The organism is Enterococcus sp. AN402 (assembly GCF_040719405.1).
Lineage (GTDB): Bacteria > Bacillota > Bacilli > Lactobacillales > Enterococcaceae > Enterococcus > Enterococcus faecalis.
On the sequence record NZ_JBFDTM010000004.1, the window covers coordinates 1,490,623 to 1,515,273 of the forward strand.

The 24,651-nt window shown below is 34.5% G+C and carries 18 protein-coding genes, 2 tRNA genes and 8 pseudogenes; 11 read left to right on the plus strand and 17 right to left on the minus strand.

What is annotated here, in order from left to right; all coding sequences use genetic code 11:
* Positions 1-30 precede the first annotated feature (30 nt).
* Positions 31-1,419 (minus strand): MFS transporter, encoded by a 1,389-nt coding sequence (locus tag AB1I62_RS08610; protein ID WP_002391405.1) that lies wholly within the window; start codon positions 1,417-1,419, stop codon positions 31-33.
* 381 nt (positions 1,420-1,800) lie between these two features.
* A complete protein-coding gene (locus AB1I62_RS08615; protein ID WP_002361978.1) occupies positions 1,801-2,655 on the minus strand; it encodes a LysR family transcriptional regulator in 855 nt (284 codons plus the stop codon).
* Between the two features lie 391 nt (positions 2,656-3,046).
* Here AB1I62_RS08615 and AB1I62_RS08620 point away from each other — a divergent pair.
* Positions 3,047-3,751 (plus strand): annotated as a pseudogene (locus AB1I62_RS08620) (MBL fold metallo-hydrolase); the annotation flags it as partial.
* Positions 3,752-3,813: 62 nt separating this feature from the next.
* On the opposite strand, the gene AB1I62_RS08625 reads toward AB1I62_RS08620, so the two are convergent.
* Positions 3,814-5,154: an ISL3 family transposase gene (locus AB1I62_RS08625; protein WP_127978659.1), complete on the minus strand. Its 1,341-nt coding sequence runs from the start codon at positions 5,152-5,154 to the stop codon at positions 3,814-3,816.
* Between the two features lie 424 nt (positions 5,155-5,578).
* Here AB1I62_RS08625 and AB1I62_RS08630 point away from each other — a divergent pair.
* Positions 5,579-5,652 (plus strand) — tRNA-Ile (locus AB1I62_RS08630).
* Positions 5,653-6,275: 623 nt separating this feature from the next.
* On the opposite strand, the pseudogene AB1I62_RS08635 reads toward AB1I62_RS08630, so the two are convergent.
* The 6 genes and pseudogenes from AB1I62_RS08635 to AB1I62_RS08660 all read right to left on the minus strand — a co-directional run.
* A pseudogene (locus AB1I62_RS08635) lies at positions 6,276-6,887 on the minus strand (LysM peptidoglycan-binding domain-containing protein); the annotation flags it as partial.
* A gap of 506 nt (positions 6,888-7,393) precedes the next feature.
* Positions 7,394-7,489 (minus strand): putative holin-like toxin, encoded by a 96-nt coding sequence (locus AB1I62_RS08640; protein WP_367019150.1) that lies wholly within the window; start codon positions 7,487-7,489, stop codon positions 7,394-7,396.
* Positions 7,490-7,670: 181 nt separating this feature from the next.
* A complete protein-coding gene (locus AB1I62_RS08645; RefSeq protein WP_367019151.1) occupies positions 7,671-8,957 on the minus strand; it encodes an ISL3 family transposase in 1,287 nt (428 codons plus the stop codon).
* 458 nt (positions 8,958-9,415) lie between these two features.
* On the minus strand, positions 9,416-9,562 hold the full coding sequence (locus AB1I62_RS08650; protein ID WP_367019152.1) for a hypothetical protein: 147 nt from the start codon (positions 9,560-9,562) through the stop codon (positions 9,416-9,418).
* Between the two features lie 71 nt (positions 9,563-9,633).
* Entirely contained in the window at positions 9,634-9,825 is a 192-nt protein-coding gene (locus AB1I62_RS08655; RefSeq protein WP_367019153.1) for a hypothetical protein, read from the minus strand.
* A gap of 661 nt (positions 9,826-10,486) precedes the next feature.
* Positions 10,487-10,735, minus strand: a complete 249-nt coding sequence (locus AB1I62_RS08660; RefSeq protein ID WP_367019154.1) for a hypothetical protein — start codon at positions 10,733-10,735, stop codon at positions 10,487-10,489.
* A gap of 775 nt (positions 10,736-11,510) precedes the next feature.
* On the opposite strand from AB1I62_RS08660, the gene AB1I62_RS08665 reads away from it, so the two are divergent.
* Positions 11,511-11,777: a hypothetical protein gene (locus tag AB1I62_RS08665; RefSeq protein ID WP_367019156.1), complete on the plus strand. Its 267-nt coding sequence runs from the start codon at positions 11,511-11,513 to the stop codon at positions 11,775-11,777.
* A 252-nt stretch (positions 11,778-12,029) separates the two neighbouring features.
* Here AB1I62_RS08665 and AB1I62_RS08670 read toward each other — a convergent pair whose 3' ends face one another.
* Positions 12,030-12,170 carry a hypothetical protein gene (locus AB1I62_RS08670; RefSeq protein WP_367019157.1) on the minus strand — a complete coding sequence of 47 codons (141 nt, stop codon included), beginning with the start codon at positions 12,168-12,170 and terminating at the stop codon, positions 12,030-12,032.
* 360 nt (positions 12,171-12,530) lie between these two features.
* Between AB1I62_RS08670 and AB1I62_RS08675 the strand changes: the two are divergent.
* Together AB1I62_RS08675 and brnQ are read left to right on the plus strand one after the other, a co-directional pair.
* Positions 12,531-12,815: pseudogene (locus AB1I62_RS08675) on the plus strand (lysozyme); the annotation flags it as partial.
* 491 nt (positions 12,816-13,306) lie between these two features.
* On the plus strand, positions 13,307-14,680 hold the full coding sequence (brnQ, locus tag AB1I62_RS08680; protein WP_367019158.1) for a branched-chain amino acid transport system II carrier protein: 1,374 nt from the start codon (positions 13,307-13,309) through the stop codon (positions 14,678-14,680).
* A 171-nt stretch (positions 14,681-14,851) separates the two neighbouring features.
* Here brnQ and tnpA (AB1I62_RS08685) read toward each other — a convergent pair whose 3' ends face one another.
* The 5 genes and pseudogenes from tnpA (AB1I62_RS08685) to AB1I62_RS08705 form a co-directional block, all read right to left on the minus strand.
* Positions 14,852-15,307 carry an IS200/IS605 family transposase gene (tnpA, locus tag AB1I62_RS08685; protein ID WP_010712524.1) on the minus strand — a complete coding sequence of 152 codons (456 nt, stop codon included), beginning with the start codon at positions 15,305-15,307 and terminating at the stop codon, positions 14,852-14,854.
* Between the two features lie 300 nt (positions 15,308-15,607).
* Positions 15,608-16,643 (minus strand): annotated as a pseudogene (locus AB1I62_RS08690) (site-specific integrase).
* A gap of 73 nt (positions 16,644-16,716) precedes the next feature.
* Positions 16,717-16,965 (minus strand): cysteine peptidase family C39 domain-containing protein, encoded by a 249-nt coding sequence (locus AB1I62_RS08695; RefSeq protein ID WP_367019159.1) that lies wholly within the window; start codon positions 16,963-16,965, stop codon positions 16,717-16,719.
* Positions 16,965-17,267 (minus strand): hypothetical protein, encoded by a 303-nt coding sequence (locus AB1I62_RS08700; RefSeq protein ID WP_367019160.1) that lies wholly within the window; start codon positions 17,265-17,267, stop codon positions 16,965-16,967. Before AB1I62_RS08700 ends, AB1I62_RS08695 begins: the two co-directional genes overlap by 1 nt.
* Before the next feature lie 55 nt (positions 17,268-17,322).
* A complete protein-coding gene (locus AB1I62_RS08705; RefSeq protein ID WP_367019161.1) occupies positions 17,323-17,730 on the minus strand; it encodes a hypothetical protein in 408 nt (135 codons plus the stop codon).
* Positions 17,731-17,926: 196 nt separating this feature from the next.
* Between AB1I62_RS08705 and tnpA (AB1I62_RS08710) the strand changes: the two are divergent.
* Positions 17,927-18,334, plus strand: a pseudogene (tnpA, locus tag AB1I62_RS08710) (IS200/IS605 family transposase).
* 207 nt (positions 18,335-18,541) lie between these two features.
* Here tnpA (AB1I62_RS08710) and AB1I62_RS08715 read toward each other — a convergent pair.
* Positions 18,542-19,659, minus strand: a pseudogene (locus tag AB1I62_RS08715) (IS256 family transposase).
* Between the two features lie 143 nt (positions 19,660-19,802).
* A complete protein-coding gene (locus AB1I62_RS08720) occupies positions 19,803-20,054 on the minus strand; it encodes a hypothetical protein (RefSeq protein WP_367019162.1) in 252 nt (83 codons plus the stop codon).
* Between the two features lie 445 nt (positions 20,055-20,499).
* Here AB1I62_RS08720 and AB1I62_RS08725 point away from each other — a divergent pair.
* From AB1I62_RS08725 to AB1I62_RS08745, 5 genes and pseudogenes are all read left to right on the plus strand, one after another.
* A pseudogene (locus tag AB1I62_RS08725) lies at positions 20,500-20,574 on the plus strand (IS200/IS605 family transposase); the annotation flags it as partial.
* A gap of 26 nt (positions 20,575-20,600) precedes the next feature.
* A pseudogene (locus tag AB1I62_RS08730) lies at positions 20,601-21,589 on the plus strand (RNA-guided endonuclease TnpB family protein).
* Positions 21,590-21,811: 222 nt separating this feature from the next.
* Positions 21,812-22,003: a hypothetical protein gene (locus AB1I62_RS08735; RefSeq protein ID WP_367019163.1), complete on the plus strand. Its 192-nt coding sequence runs from the start codon at positions 21,812-21,814 to the stop codon at positions 22,001-22,003.
* A 2,176-nt stretch (positions 22,004-24,179) separates the two neighbouring features.
* Positions 24,180-24,253, plus strand: a tRNA-Ile gene (locus AB1I62_RS08740).
* A gap of 26 nt (positions 24,254-24,279) precedes the next feature.
* Entirely contained in the window at positions 24,280-24,474 is a 195-nt protein-coding gene (locus AB1I62_RS08745) for a CsbD family protein (protein WP_367019164.1), read from the plus strand.
* Positions 24,475-24,651: the final 177 nt, after the last annotated feature.

The following is a 24,651-nucleotide window of genomic DNA, read 5'->3' on the forward strand; positions in this document are numbered from 1 at the left end:
TTCCTTTCCCTTCAAAAAAATCTTGATTTGTTAAAAATAAAACCTAACTCTGCGCAATGACTTTTTCGCTAGCGGAGAATTGGATAAATAACTTAAAAAGATAATCGCAATGGCGCAACATCCAAATAAAAGCCATACGTTTGTAAAAGGTGTTCGAGTAAGCGAACTAGTAATAGGCTTTGTAATTAAAAGACTTGGTAGCGCAACCCCTAAAGAATTGCCAATTTGCTTACATGTCACCGCAATGGCTGCTGCCGTTCCTGACTGAGAAAGTGGCATTCCTTCAATCGCTGTAATGGTAATCGGTGAATTTAACATCCCAAACCCAATGCCTAAAAAGATATAAATAATAAATAAAATAATCATAGGCGTTGTTTTAGTTACAAATAATTGTAAAAAGCTAACAGCCAACATTGAAATACCACAAAGCATAATAGGACGTTTCGTCCCTATTCTCCCTACCATTTCGCCGGCTCTCGGTGCAACAAGAAAACTAACAAAAGCCAAAGGAATGGTTGATAAGCCAGCTTCCAACGGGCTGAAGCCTCTCATTTCTTGCAAATATAGCGTGTTTAAAAATAAATAGCCGTTATATATGATGAAGCCAAAAATAGCTAAAAAAGAAGCCGATGTAAATGGAATAGATAAAAAGAAACGCGGGTTGATTAACGGATTGTCAATGTTATATTCATAAATAAAGAAAATGACAATGGCTAAACAGCCGATTATCCCAGTACTTAAAATATCTGGCGCGAAAAGCCCTTTTCTAGGTAGTCCGATAATGGAATAGATAGAACTAAATAGAAAAAGAATCATCAATGCTTGACCAACAAAATCATTTTTCGCCGTTTTCTCTACTTTTGACTCAGGTACAAACTTTTGTGTAAGGATAATTGCCGCAGCAATGATCGGTACATTTACAAAAAAGACATACCGCCAGCTAAAATAAGAAACAATTAGTCCGCCAATAATCGGGCCCATGCCTAAGGAAATCCCTGTAACAGAGCCCCACAAGCCAATTGCTTTCGCTCTTTCTAACTTTTCGGTAAATACCTGTGTAATAATAGACATTGCTACCGGATTTAACATAGAACCGCCAATCCCTTGCAACATGCGAAACGCGATCAATTGCCCTGGGGTTTGCGAAATCCCACATAGGAAAGACGCTAAACCAAAACAGGCTAAGCCCAATTGAAGGACTCGTTTACGGCCAATTCGATCTGCTGTAGACCCAGACAACAATAATAAGGATGCTACCATTAAAGTGTAGCCATCTGTTACCCACTGTAATGTAGACAGATTCGTGTGAAAATCACTTTGAATGGATGGTAACGCCACATTGACAACCGTAACATCCATGGTCACTACAAACAAACTCATGCAACAAGTATACAAAATAACTTTTTTTCTATCGATCATAAAAACAGTCCTTTCTAGCAACTACATAAAACAGGAAAAGCAACAATGACACTTAAACTTCTAACGACACAGTTATCGCAAGTACTCACGTATCAACAGTTCTTTATATTCCTTGCCATTTAGTTATTTTATATTTAAAAAAGTAAATCTTTAGATAGCCAAACTATACACCAGAACCCCTTTAAATTGAACCGTAATAGATACGATTTATCGATTCTTAAGTTATTAAATAATTGAACATTCTGTTCAGAAATATCGAACAGCCCCATAATTGAGCATCTCTTTTAAACAATGAACAACAAAAATAGCCTTATCCGCAGCAAAAGTAAATCTAAGCGAATAAAGCTATTTTTGGTAACTATTCCAAAGTAATTTTAATGGCTAAGTCTCTAGCAACTTTTGTAAAGTTGCCTTGATTTGACCAGGTTGGACAAAAACCGAACTGGAAACATTTCGGTATAAATAAAATTTTTGTTTTCGTTCAATCGGTAAAAAGAAGAGTTTAGAATCAATTTCCTGCAGTTGTTCTTTCCGAAGAGAGATTACCGCATAAACTCCTTTACTTTTTTCAATGAGACGAGTAAGCATCAACGTATCGTAGCAACAAACAAGCGGACTTGTTAATTGCAACATTTCTAGCACACTCTTGGTAGCTTCTAAATGATCTAAGTGATGCGGCAAAAATAGAAATGGATAGTTGGTCAAACAGCTGAAGCCTTCTTCCTCAATTTCTTGTTTAATTTCTCTTGAAACACAAAGATACATTTTTAGTTCAATTAATTGTTCTTTCTTTAAAACTGGACTATTCACATCTGCAGAAGTAATCACAAAATCCAACTCATGATTCTCCAATTTATTCAATAACTCAAACGATGAACCATGGTAACATTCCCAAAAACGATTCAGTTGATCCTCATTTTCTGTCACTTTATACATCAAGGACGTATTTCCAAAACCTAAACGCATCACTGGATTCTCAATCATTTCATGCAAATTAAGTTTCATTTTCTTAGCCTCGTTTAAAATGATATATACAGATTGGACGATTTTATCACCATAGGAATTTAACGTCAAAGAATTCCCGTTACGGTCAAAAAGTAAATGGCCCAATTCACTTTCCAAATCTTTTAATGACGCACTTAAGGTTGATTTACTAACATGGAGTTCAGAGGCTGCTTTGGAAATACTATTATATTTTGCAATGGTATAAAAATATTCTAATTTTTCAATAGTCATCTTTTGTCATCCCTTTTATTCAAATTCATTTGCCCACGTAACCTGTTCAAAACACGCCTCACTCTTTATCAATAGCGTAGTTATTTTTGCTCTAATAAGCTATGTCCATCTTGTTATTTTTCTATAACTAATAGCAGATGGATATGAAAGTGCCTTTGGTAAAACTTTTTCTCGGAAATAGCATGAACATTCGCAACAAATTCAGCTTATTAAAAAAGGCGTCTAGCTTTTTCTATTTTACGCAAATTTACTTAAGAAATTCCATTTCAATTCTTCTCTAAAAAAGGTAAGATGGACACAACAAATGTTTCAGTTTCCATGCCCATTTACTTTAAGGTTCAGCGTTATCTACTAAGTATGAAGAATGTCAAAGAAAGGTTAGGTACTCCCAATGAAAATCAACTATTTAGGTACGGGTGCAGCAGAACGGATTCCAGGAATTTTTTGTAATTGTAAATTATGTAAGTACGCTCGAGAGAAAAAAGGACGAGAAATTCGTACACAAACTCAATTAATTATTGATGATGTCCTACTGATTGATTTTCCAGGGGATTCTTATTTACACCTGTTGCAGTACGACTTGTGTTTTGCAGACTTTGACTCTTTACTAATCTCTCATTGGCATTCCGATCATTTTTACGGCGAGGATTTGGCTTATCGAATGTCTGGTTATGCATTAGATATTCCAAATCGTTTAACTGTTTACGGAAATGAAGCAGTTAAGACGTTTTATCAGCGCGCCTTTGATTTAGAAGGTCGTCAAGACGATACCCGATTACATTATCAGGTTATTCAGCCCTACAAATGTTTTACTATTGCGAACTATACGATTTATCCCCTTCCTGCACAACATGGAAATTTCAGCGAAGATTGTTTTATTTTCGTTATAGACGATGGTAAAGATGCTTTTTTATCCACCCATGATACAGGTTACTTTACGTCAGAAATGTTTGAATATCTTGAAAAGAGCCATTTACTTCTTAGTATTGTTTCTTTAGATTGTACTAGTCAAACAAACGAAACTGGCAATAGTCATATGAATTGGGAAGAAAATTTAAAATTAATTGCAGAATTAAAAGAAAGAAAACTCGTCACAGGGCTCTTCGTCAATGAGTGTTGGTGAAGAAATTCAATAGAATAATCGAGATACTCACACGGCTAGACAGCTATCTTGTCTAGCCGTGTTGTTGTTCTGGCTTTAGTCAGTTGGGTAGTATTCTTAGTTTTCTTAAAATATTTTCCTCGATATAAAAAGATTCGTTCTCGGTAGTTTTGAAAGTTTCTAAAGCCATAGGCAATTCGTTTTAGTACTTTGATATGGTTATTCAAACATTCTATAGGGCCGTTGGAATAGGGAACGCGCAACGCTCGTTTGATTTCTGTTTGGTATTTCTTGAAGGTCGTGAACACTGGTTGGTAGTGCTCTGGCAACTCCTTGTAGTCTTCTTTTAGGAGCGCGACGAATTCAGGAACATCTTGTCTTCTGATAACGGAAAGAAAATCCTGGTAGACTTCGTAGCCTCGCTTTAAGGAATCATCATAAGATAATAGCCGATCGACTATCTCTGCTTCTGTCAGATGATCTCGAAATGACGGACGCCAGTAGCGATGCTGACCTTTCAATTCCCACGCATTCTTTTGAAGTAGTCTCCAGTATTTCTTTAAGTGCTTCGACCGACGATCCCCTTTTTTAAAGGTCTTCATTACTTGAATTCGGTGGTTGGTAAAAGCCCGACCAATGTGTTGGCTAATATGAAAGCGATCGGCGACGATTCGGGCATTCGGAAAACACTCTTTCACCAATGTGCGATAAGGTGTATAGAAATCTGAAACCACTAGACGCACTTGTTCACGGACTTTTCTAGGGTAGCGCAAGAAATAGTCGCGTAAAGGATTGAGTTGCCGATTTTCCACAATATCAATCAGTTGATGGGTCTTGCCGTCCATCATGACAAAGCTCATGGCTCCCGAGACGTTTTTCACCGATTTGAATTCATCGAAACACACCACTTCTGGTAACGGCTGGTTCAAAGAAACGGTTTTAGGCCGAAGGCTGCGAAGTATTCGAATGACAGTGGTCGGAGAAATGTGCTTCATACGTGCAATCAAAGACATAGAAATAGGCTCACTTAATAGCTCAAGAATGGCTTGTTTGACTCTGCGGGCGATGGAGCAGCGACGATCACTAACTGAATCTTCTGCTAAAAAAGTCTTTCCACAGTGTTTACATTTGAAGCGCTGTTTGTTAATCCGCAGAATGGTCTTGTAGTTACTGACATCATTCAATAAGATGGATACTTTTTTCCAGCCCCATTTAATGATCGTTTGCTTATTTTGATAGTGACAATGGAAGCATTCCTCTGGTTGATAGGTCAATGTGCCATCAAAAACAAAACATGTTTCGTCATTGATTCGCTCTTTGCGAAAGGCATCTTCATGAAAGATAAGATTTAGGTCTAGAATATCTAGTAACTCTTTGGTAAACTCTGAATAGGACATCTTGAAACACTCCTTTGAATGGTTTTCGTCGACTTTATTCTAAAGGATTTCAAGGTGTCTGTTTGCGTTTATTAGAAAAAAGAAAAAGTATTGGCAACAGAAGGCGTCACCAACACTAGATATTATAGAGCCGAAGTAAAAAAGACCCACACTAATGCAGGTCTCGGAGAAAAATGGATATCTTATATCACTTATAAACATAATACTTAGTATACAAAAAATAATCAAGTGCAATACTCCTTGATTATTTTTAATGATATACTATTCTTACATAGCTATAGCGTAAAAGAGTAACAGTTTTCCTAAAAGACTTCCCCAAGCTCCTAGGCCCTGTTACTCTCTTATGGAGGATGTTATTAACACCTATTTATATTCTATAATGTATTTTTTTATTATTCAAGAAATTAAGCATTCATTTTATTTAGGATCTTTAACTCAGTTGGTTAGAGCAAACGGCTAATAACCGTCAGGTCGTAGGTTTAAATCCTGCAAGGTTCATTATTCTTTTTTAAGAGGTGGTTTAAATGGTAGATAAGAAACGACCGATAAAGTTAAAGAAGTAGCTTCTGATGTAAAAGAAAAAGCAGAAGATATCGCTGACGATGTAAAAGGTTAAATAAATAGTTTATATTCACAAAGAAACCCTAATTATTTTGGGCTTTCTTTGATTTTCATATATAATTATTCTTTCAACATATTACAATAAAAAAGAAAAAGTAGCAGGATCAGTGTCCCTTTCTAAATTCCCTGATCCTGCTACTTTCTTTTAAGGATTGCTTATATCTGATAAAAATATTTTATCTGAAATCTTTCTTGTTTGCAAAAAATATACATGTAAAGTTTTATTAGACCACAAATAATACAATAGACATTAAGATACTTTTAGTGTATTCACTCGATTCTATTTTTCAAGATAAAACTTAGTTCTAACTAGTGATTGGCCTAGAGATGCTTTAAAGTATGTAGCCTGTAATCAGGACAGTTATGAGCCGAATGATCTAATCAACTCAAAAGACTGACCGATACTAGATTCTTGGTCAGTCTTTTGAGTTGATTAGTATTGATAGTAAGCAAATACTGCCAAAAAAGTTATACTATTTCAATTAAGTATTAGTCAATACTTAATAAACTGTCTGTTGACCTGAATAGATTACGTTAAGATTTGTTAATCCATTTCGTTGTGTCAACACTTGATAAGTCGTTCCAAATTTAGCCGCAATGCTAAATAAATTATCCCCATATCGGACTGTGTAAACATTACTTATTAACGATCTTTTGACTTTTAAAACTTGTCCTAGATAAATCAAATTAGGATTGACCAAGCCATTTAATGAAGCTAAGATTTAATAGTCTGTACCACATTGATAAGCAATCCCCAATAATGTTTCGCCATATTGTACCACATAAGTTGATTCTGATTGGTTATCAGTAACTGTTGCCACATCTAGCAATAATTCAATATCGCCTTTACTAATCCATGACAAAATACCTTCTAACAATACTTTGTAACTGTTGCCTTTCAGCCATTGTGGAATAGCTTCACTAGTTGACCAAGCATCGACATTAAATTTCACTTTGACCGTATCACCAACTCTTACTGCAGAAGTAGGTGTATTTTCTACTTCTTTACCTGCATCAATAGCTGGTGTGTTTGTTGTTGATTGGTTATTTTTCGTGTAACTATTATCAGTTATACCTTTCAGATCAACATTGCCATCTAATCCGCCAACTAGCTTACAATGATCAATCTCTTTCGGTGGTGCTTCTCTCGTCATTTCGACAACGGTAGCATTCTTCTTTACCTGCACAGACATTACAACACAAACTACATCAACTGAGTAGTTCAGTTGTGGGTATTTATGTGTTAACGATCCATATCAATAGTTTTTCATACTCTCTCCTAGTTGCTTTTATGTAAAAAATAAATGTCACATTCTAAAAGCTCTTTTATTCTCTAGCCCCATTTGATATAATTTTTTTGGTAGTAACTTTTTTTGTAATTTGTAAATAGCAACCTACAAATTTTTTCATGAATGCTACCTAGCCACTAGAACCCATAGTCTAGTGGCTTTTTTAAGACTAAAAAAAGACCACTCAATTATACTGAGTAGTCTTGATTTAATTTATTTTGTTTCGTGGTATAATCCAAATGGAAAAACGATGTGCTAGTAATACGTTCCATGTAGAATCGTTAAAAAGACGGTAAGTTAATTTCAATTGTTTAACCACTTACTTTCTGCTAAAGTGTTAGATGTTTTTTATTCTTGTGATCTGTAATCAGCAACACTAACGTCGCAAAAGCAATCATCAACGATAATGCTTGATAAATAGACATGTCTACTCCTTTCTAGAGATAAAACTATGAACCATAGGAAGTACCCCTTTATTCAAGAAATTAACCACCATCTTTTCACTTTTCTACAATAGAATATAGGCTCTTTGTCAATAGGACTGATAGAGTGATATAAGAACATCTAAGGTAGAATTGATTTTCTGCTTTAGATGTTTTTTTATGTTTAGTAAGTGATCAGATGATTGATTAAGAAAATTCTGGTTTTCATCCTACGAAAGCTTCTAAACCCGTAAGCTATTCGTTTCAATGCTTTGATGTGGGTATGCAGATTCTCTATTTTGGCATTTGAGTAAGGCAACTCTAAGGCTAAACGAATGCCGGATTCATAGTTTATAAACGCTTTTTTTATATGGTGCAGTTCTCTTGAAACCGACTTGGGCATTGTTTTTACAAGCTGAAAGAAGATGTCCGCTTCTTTGTCATGAAAAGCTTGAAGAATTTCTTGATAGTAAGCATAAGCTATTCGTAGTTCATCAGAAGTAGAAAGCAGACGTTCTACGACTTCACTTTCGGTTAGATAGTCCCAACCAAAATTACGCCATTTTGTCCATTTATCATAATCAAGCATGTCCTGTCGTTTAATCAGAAGTCGAGATAAAGCCTTCACTTGTCGATAGTGTTTGGCTTGTATTGGATCGTTTCGGTCGAAGCTTTTCATGACTCGTAGTCGAATATCCTCAAAACTGCGAATGAGGTGCTTGACGATGTGAAAGCGATCCACAACGAGTTTGGCATGAGGAAAGCACTCTTTTATCAACGAAGCATAAGAAGCATTCATATCCGTTACGAGTATTTTTACGTTTAAACGTGCACGTCGTTCAAATTGCATAAAATAAGAAACCAAGTCTTTCTTCTTACGTGAAGGAAGAATATCCAGTAATTTCCCAGTATCGCCATCCATACAAGAAAAAGAATAGGGACCGACTTGATTTTTCAATGAACGAAATTCATCCACCAATAAACAGCGAGGCAACCAATTCCTTTTCACGTTTGTCATGGGGAGCAGAGAAGCGAGTGTTCGCGAAACAGTTGACCAAGAAACGCCGCAATGTTTAGAAATCGTCGTCATTGCTTGTTTTTCAGTCAATTCTTCCAATATTTTATAATGTACTTGTTTGGCGATAAAAAAGTTTTTTTCAACAATGTAGGTATTCGCCGTAAAATAGGTGTGACAGCCACGACAGAGGTACCGTTGCTTTGCCAAAGCAAGATAAGTCCGTTGATTCGCACACTTATTGAGAAAAACCAGCGATTTTTTCTTTCCGTTCTTAACGATCAGCCCATGTTGATTCACCTGTTTACACTGAGGACAGCGCTGAATCGTTTTAATGAGCGTGGCAGAAACAACGATACTGTTGATTGAATGTATTTTTTTCTTCTCGACATGAGTGATTTGAATGTTTTCATCTTTGATTCCTAGTAATAGTTTGATAAGATGAAGGTCAGACATACAGAACGCTCCTTTGATTGTGTTGTGGTGATTCAATTCTAACGGAGCTTCTGTATGTTTTGTTTTTTTATGCTCAAAAGGACCGATAGAATGATTTTCTATCAGTCCTAGAAATTATAGCGCCGTTTTTATGTACAAGTAACCTACACACCGTCTGTATCTCCACTTCAATCTCATCAGGTTCTACCCCTACCACGTTCTCGGTTACTAAGTCACTGTCAAAGGATTCGAACCTTGCATGATACCTCCCCTAATTTGAGCTAAGCTCCGCCCTTAACTGGTATCATTTGGAATTCTAGCGCGTCTGCCCTTTCCACCACAGTAACATAAATACGGCACGTGAACTTTAAAAGGAAATGAAGTTTTTCAACTCCTTTCACCATTTTTTTGCGTGTCGTCTTATACACTATTTTTTCACTACTATTCTATCATCTTTTTTCGAACAAAAAGTATAATTATTATCGCACTAACAACTCACCGTGTTTATATGCCTCGGTAAATTCCATCAATGCAACTGAACGATATTTTTTAATTGGGATTTCTCTGTATCTCATATCTAAACTGATTTCATACACAGAATCTTTCTCAGGCTCGCGATAAGTCATAGATAGACTCCAGGAAAGTGCTACTAAAGCTCTTATAATGACATCTCGCTCGTTCTCAGCATGCACTCGTTCTAATAGACCATCGTCTTATTTATCGATACGACTAACGTTCGATGTATGTCACTTAGAAGCGGTGATTTAATATCTATAGCTGCTTTGCTTGCGATACGTTCCCACTTACGATACTGAGATAAAACTTTTCGTGCATTCATTTTCGTTTTATTTATGTCTATTTCTGGTAATAAAACGATCAAATTAGCCACTCCTTATGCTATAATTGTAGTGTCATATTACCTATAGCATTGGACGAAAGCTTGGTGCTTTTTATATTGTGATATAATTTAGACGAGCTAGTAACAGTCGTTTCCTATTTGCAATAAAATCTGCTAACTCATAGACTGCCGCTAAAGGAGACGGCAGTCCTTTTTTCACACTATAAGCGTAGGTGACTTTGTCGGATTAATTAAATGGATCTCCCATGTTTAACCAATCTTCACACGCCTTAGTAATCGTTTCTAGCTCTTCTTTGTAAGTTTTCATGTAATTAATAGGTTTATCGCCATGTAATACATAATCGTGTTGTATCCAATTAAAGTCTTGCTGAAATTTGAATAGTACCCAATAACACTGCGAGCTTCTTCCATTTTACCTTCGGGAATTTTTCTTTCGTACAATTCTCCATCTTCATTTCTGAGCGCCCTACTCAAAATAACTTGGCGTGAGTTACTCGTAATTCAATAATCAAAAAATTTTCATATCGAACATATATTTCACTTTCATTTCTAATTGTTGTACAATAGTGATGAGCTGATCCTCCTTTTTTCTTTTTTCCAGTCGGGTAAAAGCATATTTCAATCAGCTCATTGACTGTCATATCGGGTGGCAGTCTTTTTTCTGCAATTGCTTAGGTTAACTAACTAAATATTAGTTTTCAAACCATATTTTTTGATATAATTGTGAAAACAGATGGAGATGATCTGATATGCTAAAAAAATTACGTCGATTATTATCGTTTAATGACAAAGATATGGTCTGTTCTATTTTCACTGTTTGTTTTCCTAGTGAGCCAAGCCCAGCATTCCGTAAAATTTTTGTGGGTATAGGGATCTCTAATTCTTGAACGGCTAAACAAAACGCAATATCAGGTAGTGAACCAACAAACATAACAGTCACATTGCGCCCTTTATTCAAGGTACAAAGTGCTGATATCCTTTCTTTTTCGCATTCCTTTTGTAGTTCCTTTAAAATCTATTGAATTTTGTCATTAATCATGGTATTACTTTACTTAAATAGAGTTTTATTAATAGTGTTTCATTTAACTCCATTTTCCCTGCTCGTTTCGGCTTATTTCGAAGTGGGTCCTTTTTGGTTTCAGCAAGCAATGCAGTCTTTTATATATATTGATTCTCCTTTGATGCCTAGATTTTCAATTGACCTACCTCCCTGTCATATATACGAATACTCCACAAATAATCATGAGCAGATTTAACATGTTGAATCAATAGCAGCACTCAAAAGTACTCTAGTGAACCAATTCCGTAATTGTTGGATAATGTTAGGCATTAATCAACATGCCGATTAAACCTCGAAGGTATTCCTAAAAATTATGTCTCTGTGATTTTAGGAGTATCAAAAAATTTAACCTAGAAAATCTTACTCCGAAGTTGAACCATTCACTCGATTTTTACGTGTTTTTTGTAGAAACAATTATCTATTAGAATAATTGCTTGATTTATTTCGTATTAATTAAATTTGCGATTTCTTAAGCAAAAAGTATAGCTTTTTCAGTTATTACTTCATCAGTATCGATTCCTTTATGAATGAGTAAATTTCTACGAATAAATATTCCAGATTTTTTTCTTTTGACATTCTCCTTCCTCTATTTCTCAGTTTATTTCATATTTACGTTTCTAAAATAACTTATTATAATTATTTGGGAGGTGATTCTGTGAAACAAATTCCTGTGATTGCTTACGATGTTCTTTCAGTTGCAAAAAACTTTGATCCTAAGGATCATCCAAGAGCCGACTCTTTCTTCCAACACTCAATTTTAGCTTCATACGCTCGTGAAGAAATTGAACACGCTTTATTATTCTTAACTGCAAAAAACTTTATCGATAGCGAAGTCGGTTATCTACCTAACGGGGAATTTTTTTGCCTCTTTATACGCGTTTTACCCGATGGATATGAGGCTTTAAAAAATAACTACTTCTAAAATTCATATTCGTTTTGTCATATAATCTCCTTATCAGGGTGACAGACTAAATATTAATAAGGAGAGTAAAAACTACATGGATATTAAAAACGAAATTGAGAAATTAGCAGAAAGATATTTTAATAAAGAAGTTAAATCTATTCCAGAAAAAATTAGAAAACACTCTAGCAGGATGAAATCGTGAAGAAAAACTTCATCACAATTGCTACACTTATTCTCAAGCTACTTTAAATGCAAACAGCAAAATTCTTGCTAAATATGAACTTCATAAAAAATAATTTTGTTGTCTTTTATTGAAATAGGTAGTTTAACTTTTAGTTGCTCTTCGCTGCTCCCAATAGCTTGGAGCAATTCTTCTATTTCTTCAGGTGTTCCATCAACTATGATTTTCATCTCTCACCTCACTTCCACTTTCCGATTCAATTAATTCTGACAAAGCAGTTCTTGGTACACTCTATACTTAACACACCTTTACCGTATAATAGCGATTGCAGTTTTTTCACTTTTTCTTTCTCTAAATTATTTATCAAAAGTTCTTAATTTAGTGTGTACGTCTATACAGCACCTCCTTCACTCTACGCTAGCTTAATTATTTTTTGTGTTTTCAAGAAACACATCTGCATCTTTTAGTTCCTAAATTTCGAAAATTTCTTTTAAAAACCGTTTAGGTTGTGGTAGAGCTAAGCGACTGCAAGGATTACAGAAGGAAGTGCGTACTATCAGGGAGCCATGGGAATCATAAAATCGTACAATTTGACTGAATATGATGTATTTGCGATCAAACATTGGAATAGCTTGCCTACAAAAAGCAAAGGAAACACAAAGGTGTTAGACGGTGTCATTGGGCAAACCACAAACAATGGAGAGTGCTATGGAGGCACTGCGTGGTATGTGTCTAAATTAGGTGGTCCGCAGTTGATGGGTTCTGGACATTCTTTTGCCATGTAGATTGGGGAGGATTATGATTGGGCAGCTTATGGCTGGCAAGTCATTATGAATCCAAAACCAAATGATTTAAAGATAGGAGTATTTATTGATAATCAATCATAAGAATCGTTCCTTATTTCTTCACAGTGTTTTGAACATACCAAATGAAGCTTTTTTATATTGACTATATCCACAAGTAAATGTAAAATAAAAAGCATATTTTAATAACTTCATACCGTAAATCGTAGAGGAAAACAGTAGCTATTCAAGTATTTATTCCCAGTGAGTCATGAAAGTGAGAAATGACAATAAATCGAATAGACGAACATCATTTCCGAGTCAATGTCGAAAATGTAGAACATTGTGGTTGCCCCCATTATCGGGCTAGCAGATAACTTGTATTCATTAAAGCGTCTGCGAGAAAGAGATAACTTATTTAAGTTAAAAAAGGTGGTATCGTTCTAGTGTTTTAGAGCCCTTTTCCTAGTGGAAAAGGGCTCTTTTTTATTTTATTTCAAGGTGGTGATTCTCATGAGAAACGATATTATCGCGATTAGAAAAATAAATCAGAAATATACTTTTTGTTATCGGAGGAATCTTTTATGAATAAAACTCATTCTTATAAACAACTTCTAATAATCAGCTCTCTCATCTTCGGCTTATTTTTTGGATCAGGTAATCTGATTTTTCCTGTTCATCTTGGTCAACTTTCTGGGCATAATTGGTCGAATGCTGGAATTGGATTTGCTATTTCAGGTGCATTATTTCCTCTTTTAGCTATTCTTGCAGTCACAGTAACTAATAGTGACGGTTTATACGATTTAGCTAAACCAACCGAGAAATGGTATGCTGCCTTATTCCTTATTCTAGTACATTTAACAATCGGACCCTTTTTTGGTACTCCACGTACTGCAGCTACCGCTTTTGAAATGGCAGCAAAACCTTTTCTTCCAGAAAGATTTATGACAATTGGTATGTTTGTTTTCTCTGCTTTTTTCTTCATATTCATATATTTCTTAACTATTCATCCTAATCAATTAGTCAAATATGTAGGAAAATACTTAAACACAATTTTTCTTGTTTTGCTGACTATAATATTTTTATTGGCTACTTTTTATCCTATGGGAGGACTAAATCAACCTGCTTATTTTTCTTATCGATCGACCCCATTAATAAATGGCATTTTAGAAGGATATAATACAGTTGATGCAGTGGCTTTACTTGCTTTAAGTGTTACATTTGTCCGTTCCGTACGAGATTTAGGGTTTAAAAATAAACAAATAGCAATCGTAACTGCTAAATCTGGATTAATTAGTATATTATTTGAAATAGCTATTTATTTTGGGCTCATCCTTTTAGGAGTAATGAGTCTAAATAAACTAACATTGTCTGAAAATGGAGGCATTGCTTTATCAGAAATATTCCGTTATTATCTGGGTAACTTTGGCGCTATTCTTTTAGGAATAATGGTCACTTTAGGCGTCTTTACTACCGCCATGGGTCTAGTTGTTTCTTTTGCACAAGATTTTCATAAATTATTTCCTAAAGTCAGCTACGTATTTTGGTTACGTTTAACTACATTTATTTCATTTATTATTGCTAATGCCGGATTAAATAACATTATCCAATGGTCTTTGCCTGTATTGATGCTACTTTACCCGCTTTCATTAACTTTGATACTACTATCACTGACTACAAAATTTTTCAATAAAAATCCAACTATTTATAAAGTGACAACATTTTTTGCAGCAGTTCCAGCCATTATAGATATGTTAGAAAATTCTCCTTCTGTGATTACTCAAAAACCTGTTATCGTAAATATAATAGATTTCTATCATCATTATATTCCACTTGCTTCGTTAGGGTTAGGATGGGTGCTTCCAACTATTTTTGCGTTTCTTTTTAGTTTATCCATTTATCATGGACATAGATTATTTATACTAAAATTACAAAGTGCGAAAAATAAACAGCCTTAACTGTAAATGCAATTAATATAATTCTTATACTCGTCCCCCATGAAAGTAAATATCCACCCGCATAGCGGGTGGATATTTACTAGCCCTAGAAGGGCTCGCTACCTGCTGCTCCCTTTAAGGGAGCTTTTTTTAGAGACCGCCAACCGCTACCTTTCTATTCTTATCTAGTTGTTACTTCCTAAATGGATCTTTATACTCTCTTTTGTTTATACTATCCCTTACTCGATCTTCTGCTTCTTGTTCTCGTATATACTTTGCTATCGTTTTTTGGTTCAGTCCTACAGTGCTCACATAATAGCCTTTTGACCAAAAGGATCGATTTCCATAATTGTATTTTAAATTCGCATGACGTTCATGAATGATTACTGCACTTCTTCCTTTTAAGAAACCCATAAAACCTGATACACTCAACTTCGGTGGAATTCTTACCAACATATGGATATGGTCGGGCATTGCATGCGCTTCAATGATTTCGACTTCTTTCATCTCACACAATTTCCTTAGTATTTTCCCTATATCTCGCCTCAATTTACCATAGATTACTTTTCTTCTATATTTTGGTGTAAACACAAGATGATACTTACAATTCCAACGAGTATGTGCTAAACTTTTATCGTCGTTCGACATTCAAAAACTCCTTTCGATTTGATAACGGTTGGTAGCCTTTATCTATTATATCGAAAGGAGTTTTTATCGCTAAAGCTCTGGCCTCCACGCGCAGTACGCGTGGTTTTTTTGTCGAAATCTCTTTAGAGATTTCAACTGACTAAAGTCATTAAAGTAGAAAAGATAATAAAAATTCATAAGAATTTTTATTATCTTTTCAAATGTTATCAAATGTCGGAAGATACATTGCATGAGCTGGTATATCCATGTATGACTTTGCTTTCAAAAGTAGTAAAAGTGTAGTAAATTCATCCTTTACTACTACGCTGACAGCCGTTCCATTTCAGCTTTTGCAGAAACGAATGAACCGTGTGCATAATAGCCAAGTGGCATGGTTATGTTGGAAGATCCCATGATGTACTGTAAGCTGTTCGGGTTCATTCCTATGTTTGCCATGTTGTTACAAAATGTATGTCTGAAAATATGTGGCGCACATTTGGTAACTTGTCCTCATGTGTCTTGTTATATTTCTTAATCAACACTTTAACTATACCCTCATAATTTACTGCTACCTTTGGCAAACCTTCACGGTTGATAATCCTTTTCACTCATGGGAAACTGATGGATACCGCTGTTTGTCTTAGGCAGTTCCGTGTAGTACCCGACTTCTGTATCTCTCAAAATCTGGTGGTCTACATTGATTGACCTGTTTTGGAAATCTAAGTCTTTAATAGTCAGTCCACATAATTCTTAAACACGAAGCCCCATTTCCAAGAGAATAATGATTTCATCACGATACTTTTCATAAACCTTCTCGCTTTCTTTAAAGGACAGTAGTTTTGCTTCCTGTTGTGGGATTAAAACAATTTTAGGTTCTGTATCATCTTCCAGAACATCACTCAATTTAAAATCGAAAAGGGGTTCTTTCTGATACGATCTTCTTGTAGACGTATCCATTTTCTTTCATTCTGATATACCATTCTTTGGCATCTGACTGCTTGACCGTATCAATGCTTTTAACACCGAGGGAGCTTTTTTTCAGAATGTCCATAAGGTACTTGCGCTTGATGTTCTTTCTGTGGCTGTTCTTCTTCGCATAAAGCTGGCAGACTGTCATTTTCTTTCCAACAGTGTCAATGGCGTCATTGAGGTCTTTTTGTATCGCTTGTTTCTTTTCACGGAGTGATATATCCTCACGTTTTCCTGCTGTTTTTTGATCCGTTGGAACAAGTTTCCAAGCGTACTCAAACTTTAGCTATCCAAGTGCTTATATATTGTAGGCGTATCTTCCGTCTTTTCTCTGGCTCTCTCCAGTCCTTAAAATTCGTCCTTTGCTATCGCGTCTTTTTTCCATAATGTTAAGCTCCGTTCAAAGTAGAAAGAGCCTTGATACGACTACCTATATTAGGTCATATTCAGGCTCATTTTCACTAAATAACATCCATTTTTTCAAACTGTTTTCGCTTAATCTGCACACGGTTATCATTCATATTGACCCAGCCAGAAGATAGATTTTCCTCTGCCATCTGTGATATCGAATATCCACCTTGAGGAACACCATAAAATTCTCTTAGCTTAGTTAAGCTGACATCTTTATTGAAATATTGACTAATCATAGTAATACACGACAAAGCACATTCTGAGTGTTCATATGAAGGAATATATTTTACTTTTTTCATTACATTACTCTTTTCTTATCCTTAATTATATAAACAACTAAAAATGCTAAACAAACAAAGTTAGCATAAACTAGATCTATCATATGTTTATCAAAAATGATGGAATATAAACGTATCGGAACACTCAAGAAAACCAAAAAATATACAAGCCTAAAATTATTGATTAATTTAAAGTGTACATTAAGGATTCCTAAAATAGTAGCAATTATTATTACGAATGGCTCTAATGGAGGAGATTGATTTATTAAACTCAGTAAAGAAATAACCTCTAACAACAATAACAATAGTATTTTCTTTCTCATAAAAACAACCTCCCATAATTATTATTTATTAATATATCGAGATAAACCATCAAAATTATGCTTGAACGTTAACCCATTCTTGAAATGAACTGTAATTTATCATTCCAGAACAAACCCAATAGTCTGTTTCTTCTGTTGAATAGTTATTTTCAATATTTGTTATTTGTGTATCTTTATAGGCTTTAAATGTAGTTTCCAAGAACTTATTAGATATAAATGGTGTGTCCCACTTCCTTACAATCTCTTCTGCGATTTTATTGATTTTATCAGTATTTTCACTATTAGTTATAAAAATAATATCTTCTCGATTTAGCAAATCTGGGACAAAATCTGCTGAAACGTATTTCCCAATTACTCTCCCTCTAAAGCGCAATACATATGAATGCAGTGTATCTATTGCTGTTGTATGACCATTAGAATTACATGTTGAAAAAAGTATAACACTTTTGCCAGCAAGTCTCATAGTATGGGCCCAATCTGAAAGACGGTCTATTATTTTTTCAACTTTCTAGGAATCCCATGCATATATACAGCGGTAAAAACTCCTATCGATATACTAATAAATGGCTACCAACCGCTCATATTATCGAAAGGAGTTTTTCTATGTCATCAATGACGCCAAAAGTTTATCACACAGTCGATGAAATTGTAAGTACCACATAGTAGTTACACCAAAATATAAGAAAAAGTGATTTATAGAGAATTGAGAAAGGACATCGGAAGAATCTTGCGTAAGCTCTGTGAAATGAAAGAAGTAAAAAATAATAGAAGCTCATACAATGCCAGATTATATTCATATGTTAGTAAGAGTGCCACCGAAAATAAGTAATTCAAGTTTCATGGGATTCTTAAAAGGAAGAAGCGCAACGCTTATCCATGAGCAGCATGGAAACTTAGTGTATAAATATGAGAATAAAAGTTTTTGGGCAAAAGGCTATTACGTAAGTGCAGTTGGCTTGAATCAGAAAACAATTGCAAAATATATAAGGGAACAAGAAGCAGAAGATAGAATTCGAGATAGCATAAGTGAGAGAGAATACATCAATCTATTCAAGATGAAGAAATAAAGTAGCGAGTGATGAGTGGTTGGCGTTCTTTTAGAAGTCCTCATTTATGGAGTAGGCGAGTAGTGACAGCTTCTAGAGATGTTAAAAATCCATCTGTTTTCACGGGTGGATGTGTTACTTGTCGTGCCTTCCACTCAGACAAGTTTTTACCTTGACTTCTTATTGCAAGCTGGATCTGTAAAGGTTTTTGTGTAAGTTATTTTCCCGTTAAATGTAATCGGTAACTCTATCTTCAAAAAATATGACGAATTGTGACAGAATTTGTCCCCTATTTTGAACCTTCATGGTTCACTTTTTTTGTGACATCCATGGTAACGAGAGACAGCATTTTTAGCAATGATTCATCTGAAGGAAAGACACTTTTCGACTTTGTTGGTTTACGTAGCTGACGGCAAAAGCATTCAATCACATTGGTCGTATAAATGATAATTCTGCAAGATGCTTGAAAAAGTCGCTAATTCTTCCGTAGAAGCCTTATAAACAGGCTTTAAATCAACCGTTACCGCTTTTAAATCTTTGTAACCGACAAAACGGATACTGTTGCGAATTTGATGAACGATACACTTTTAAAACTTCTGCTTGTGGAAACGTTGCCTGGATTGCCTCACTGAAGCCATTTAAATTGTCTGTGCAAGCAATCAGAATATCTTGAACCCCACGATTTCTCAATTCATTTAGTACTATTAACCAAAACTTTGAAGATTATGATTTACCAATCCAGATCCCTAGTACTTCTTTAAACCCTTCAATCGTGACGTCAAGAACAACGTAAACTGTTTTTGACTGAATCCGTTCTTCATGACGAACTTTAAAATGACATTTATAAAAATAATCGGATAGAGCACGTCTAATGAACGATTCTGTTATTCTTTTATCACTGGTAAAATCTTATTCGTAACATTTGAAATTAGTGTAGGGGGAAACCTCAACACCATATAAATTAGTAAAATAGTCTTGAATCTCTCGTGCTCAATTCCTTTGTATACATGGTAATGATTTGATCTTCTAGTCCAGATAAAGACGTTTGATTTTTCTTCACGATTAGGAGTTCGTATTCACTGTTCCAATCAAGAGGAATCGTTAATGAAATTTCACCAAATTCAGACTACCGTAAGGTTCTTACTGCTCGTTCCATTGCGCCTGTTGCTTGTATCTTTCATCCCTTTTGAATTTTTATCATAGCCTAAATGTGTATTTAGTTCTGTCACCATAATTTTTTGGATGACTTCACCAAACATATCTTTAAACGCATCCTTAATGTCATCAGTAGTTTTTATATCATAGTATTGCATTTGTTTGATTTGATCTTTTGAGAGCATACTCATTGACTCGTTCTCCCTGGTTCATTTATTTGATTATACCATTTTGGAACTTACACAAAATATTGTACCCCCTCTGCAGGCTCGCTTTATATCTACTCTTATCGAAGGATGATTATCTCATTTTAATTCATAAAATTTTAAAAAAATTATAAAACAAAATACAAGAAAATAATATAACCTAACGGTACCATATTCAATACTAACCCCAACACAGCTACTGCTTTATTAAATATACTAATACTTTCAATCAATTTTAGTAACGAAATAGTTCCTCCTATAGCTGTAATTATCACTATTGATACAACAGGCATACCTAACCAGTAAGTAAAAACTTCTACACTTGCAAATAAACCAAATAATACACTTAAAATAGCAATAATATCATTTTTTTTAGGCACCATTTTTCCTCCTTATATACTTAGATTACTCAATTGATCAGTCAATCGATTTTATTTAATTGAGTCATTCACTGTGGACTAGTACTTTTCTTTGATGAGTGTTTAAGTTAGTTTCTAACAGTAGGCGCTGTCTACTATATTCAGTATAACCTCAGTTATCATGAAATCCAAGAAATACTGTATATTGTGATATTGAGACTATCGTCGTATGAAAGAATGTGTAAAATCTATATCAACCTGGGAATAGGTCAAGCCCAGCAGTCCTCTGTAGAAATTATTCTAACATAATTAGGCATTCATCACCCAACTATAAAAGATGGGTGATGAGTGCCATTCGGTATGAGGGTTACCGTTGGTAACTCGAAAACCGACCCATAAGGCTTATTGCCTTTTTATTTTTCTTCATATTATAAATCAATCTATATAAGAAATGAGTTGATATAATATGGAATTAGCTACGAATAATCATTCAATATTTCCATTCTATTATCATCTTGTACTGGTAACTAAATATCGTAGATAAGTAATTGATAATGAAATATCTGAATTTACTTTGGTAAGTCTTTTGGTTGTGTCGTAAGGTCTACAATCTAATGCTTGATGACCAAATGAAAGCTTATGAAGAAACTAAGAATGATTCCTCTAAAAGAATGAGTTTTCCAACGCCTGCAAAATACAAGCAAGATTTTCCATTCTTGAAAGATGTGGACAGTCTCGCTTTAGCGAATGCACAACCCAATTTAGATAAGGCATACAAGAATTTCTTTCGTGATAAACCCATCGGATTTCATCGTTTCAAAAGCAAGAAAAACCTTGTTCAGAGTTATACAACGAATAATCAAAATGAAATAATTGCTTTGATCGATAATAAATTTATCAAAGTTCTTAAATTAAAATCCTTAATCAGAATTAAATTTCATAGACAACCAAAAGGAATGATTAAATCTGCCATAATATCATGTCGCTCCAGTTGTAAATACTATATTTCTTTGTTATGCAAAGATAAAGTTAGCGAACTGCCTAAATCTAATTCTGCTATTAGCATTGATTTAGGTATTACAGATTTTACAATTCTTTCTAATGGTCAAAAAATTGATAATAATAAATTACTTCTAAGATGAAGAAGAAATTAAAACGTAAATTGTCAAGGCATTCGTTGTTAGCTAAAAAGAAAGGTATCAATCTTTTTGAAACTAAGAATTATCAAAAACCACGAGATTATTTGTATGGAAGATTTAAATACAAAAGGTATGTTGCGTAATCATAAACTAGCGAAAAGCATTTCGGATGTTTCTTGGTCTAGTTTTGTGACTAAATAACAATACAAAGCTGACTGGTACGGTCGGAAAATCATCAAAGTGGATAAGTGTTTTCCATCTAGTCAAATATGTTCGAAATGCGGACAGAAAGACGGCAAGAAACCTCTCGAAATTCGAGAATGGACTTGTCCTATTTGTCATACTTATCATGACCGAGATATCAACGCTAGTATCAATATTCTGACCGAAGGTCTGCGTACGCAAGCTTTGTTTTAGAAATCATCGAGAACCGTAGGAACTACGAGGATAGCTTGGTAAATAAGAGACACCACTATTAGTGAAAAAATAAGCTATTAAGTATGCTCTCTTCCCAAGAAACGCCAACTTCAAGCGTTAAGAAACGTTAGGTTTTGCTAAGTTGGGGGAGTTCACATACACTTTGTTACTTCTGCAAAAACTATTATATTATGATACAATTAAGATGTAGGTGATTATATTATGTCTATTGAATTAGAACAAACGCTTAAATTGAGAACGAACCATCTAGAAAAGGGTAATCCACCATGTGATCATATTTATGAAAAAGAGTTTTTTAATGGAATATTTACTGGCGATTATACTTGTAAAAAATGTGGTGCTTCTATTCCTGAGTCCACATATATTAACCTCTCAGGAGAAAAGAATCACTAGGCTTTTTTGATGGTCCTCCTTTTTTCTGAACGAGCGTTGCTAGATTACTTCAAACTATATGATAGTTTTCCTTAGTGCCTTTAAGCCCTAATAAACCCTGTCTTTCACTTTTTGACGAACTTGATACTAATTCTTGGTATTTTTCCTTTTTGATTTATTAAAATTCGCTAATCTCTTAAACATCCGTTAAGCACAGTAGTCATATTGCACTCTTTTTTCATAACACAAACTGTTAATATACCTTATTTCTCATGTTCCTTTTATAGTTCTTTTAACATGAGTTGAATTTTTCATTGATCCTGTTCTCTCTTCTTAACAATATGCTTATTATTTGCTTGCACTCAGAAACTGGTTCAGGCTATTTTCTTATAGTAATTACTTGTCCTTATATGGTGAAACATTGCTCTATTCGTTGACTTCCAGAGATAATTATTGGATCAAATCAAGCTAACTTGTTTTAATCCAATAGAAAAATATCCATTAAATAGCCTCTTTGCTAGGAACATGCGCAAAGCGAGCATCATTAAAACGAATATTACTTCTTTGCCTTTCATACTTGCAGTTCTCATGAGAGCTATAATGAGTATATTTTGTTTCTTACAGATTTTCCGATACAATCTAACTCATTCGCTATATTATTAACGTCAAGAACCTCATCAGCTTCAGCAAGCAATGTTTTTTTACATATTAAAATTTCTTAGATGTCCAGATTTTCTACTAATCATCTCCTTATTAAATGCACGAATACCCAACAAATAGCCATTCTCATATCTAGAAATAAGCTAGCGTAATAAATCACTTGAATTTGACGTATTCAATACAACGACTATGCTAAAATTGACCAAAACGACAGCCCTATGAATTTTATTATTCAAAAACTAACAGAACAACAATTGTGCTTAATCATACAGTAGATATTCCTATCGTTACAGAAAAAACATATGGAAGTAGGTGAAACTTGAATAGTCCTTACCTACCATGGGCATATTGTTAATCCAATAAACAAAGGAGATGATTATAATAGCCAATAAGCACTTAGTTATTTATCCAGCAGTTTTTAGTCTTGAAGAGGATAACTACATATTACTTTCTCAAAGGTTCTAAAAGCCACAACGTTTGGTGAGAGAATCGATGAATCTGTTGAAATGGAGCAAGCCGCGTTAAGCTATGCTATCTTTAAGCAAAAATGACTTCCAAAGCCGATTAGTCCAAAAAACATTTTATTAGATAATAAGGATAATTTCGATTTAGTAATTACTTTAGATTTATCAGAGTATCATCGGAAAAACCAAGTGTCTCAAAAAGATTATCCTATTTTAGTCAAGTGAACGCCGTTCTTATGAATTTTGAATAATTTCTGCTCCTCCTGCAGCACCATACGTATGGTGCTCGTATACAGTGATACAACTACATCATTCATGACTGTCTTATATAGTGTATCCTTAGATGATAAACTAGACCTAGTCGGCCCTTTTTCGGACAAGTATTTGAGATTTGAGATAAAGTTAACTACATTCATACCGTCTGTGCCAGACTAATCTTGAATTGGCTACTTTTCAGATGTTTTCTTCGGTGAATTTACATCGCTGTATCTTGTCCAATTGATTGATATTCTTATAGATACGCTGCAAGATTTTTCACTACTTGATGAGAATTACTCTGATTTTAAGTCTTAACCACTGTCAAAATTATCTAAGTAATTCTTTGCGCTTCGCTTACAATCCGATAATAGTTGATTCAACCGCGAATTTCTTCATTAAGCTTGATAAATGTCTTTCCTATCAGTCGTGAAATTGCGTGCTTATTTTTAGTATCTCTTTGACTCTAAAATAAATCCTTATTTAACTCGCTTTACTGCTTTTCACAAACTAGATAAATGACAGACTTGATACACATAAAAAAGACCCATACTAACGCGGGTCTCGGAAAAAAAGGGTCTCCTATATCACTCATAGTTACTATACTTAGTATACAAAAAATAAGCAAGTTCAATATTCTTTGATTATTTTTGATAATATGCTATTCTTATATAACGTAAAAGAGTAACAGTTTTCCTAAAAGACTTCCCCAAGTTCTTAGGCCCTGTTACTCTCTTATGGAGGATGCTACTAACACCTATTTATATTTTATAATGTATTTTTTTATTATTCAAAAAAATAAGCATTCATTTTATTTAGGACCTTTAGCTCAGTTGGTTAGAGCAGACGGCTCATAACCGTCAGGTCGCAGGTTCAAATCCTGCAAGGTCCATCATTCTTTTTTAGGAGGTGATTTAAATGACAGATAAAGGAACAACCGATAAAATCAAAGGCACAGCAAAAGAAGTGGCAGGTGACGTTACGAACAACAAAGAAACAAAAGCTGAAGGTCTTTTAGATCAAGCCGTTGGTAAAGTTAAAGAAGTAGCTTCTGATGTAAAAGAAAAAGCAGAAGATGTTGCTGACGATGCAAAGAAGAAGTTAAATAAATAGTTTTATATTCACAAAGAAAGCCTGATTATTTTGGGCTTTCTTTGATTTTCGTATATGATTACTTTCTCAACATATTGCAACGAAAAAAGAGGATCAGAAAAACGTAAGCGCTGAACCACTGAGTGCCTACAATCAAAAACCTCTTCTGACTATGCAGACAATATAAATACAAATTAG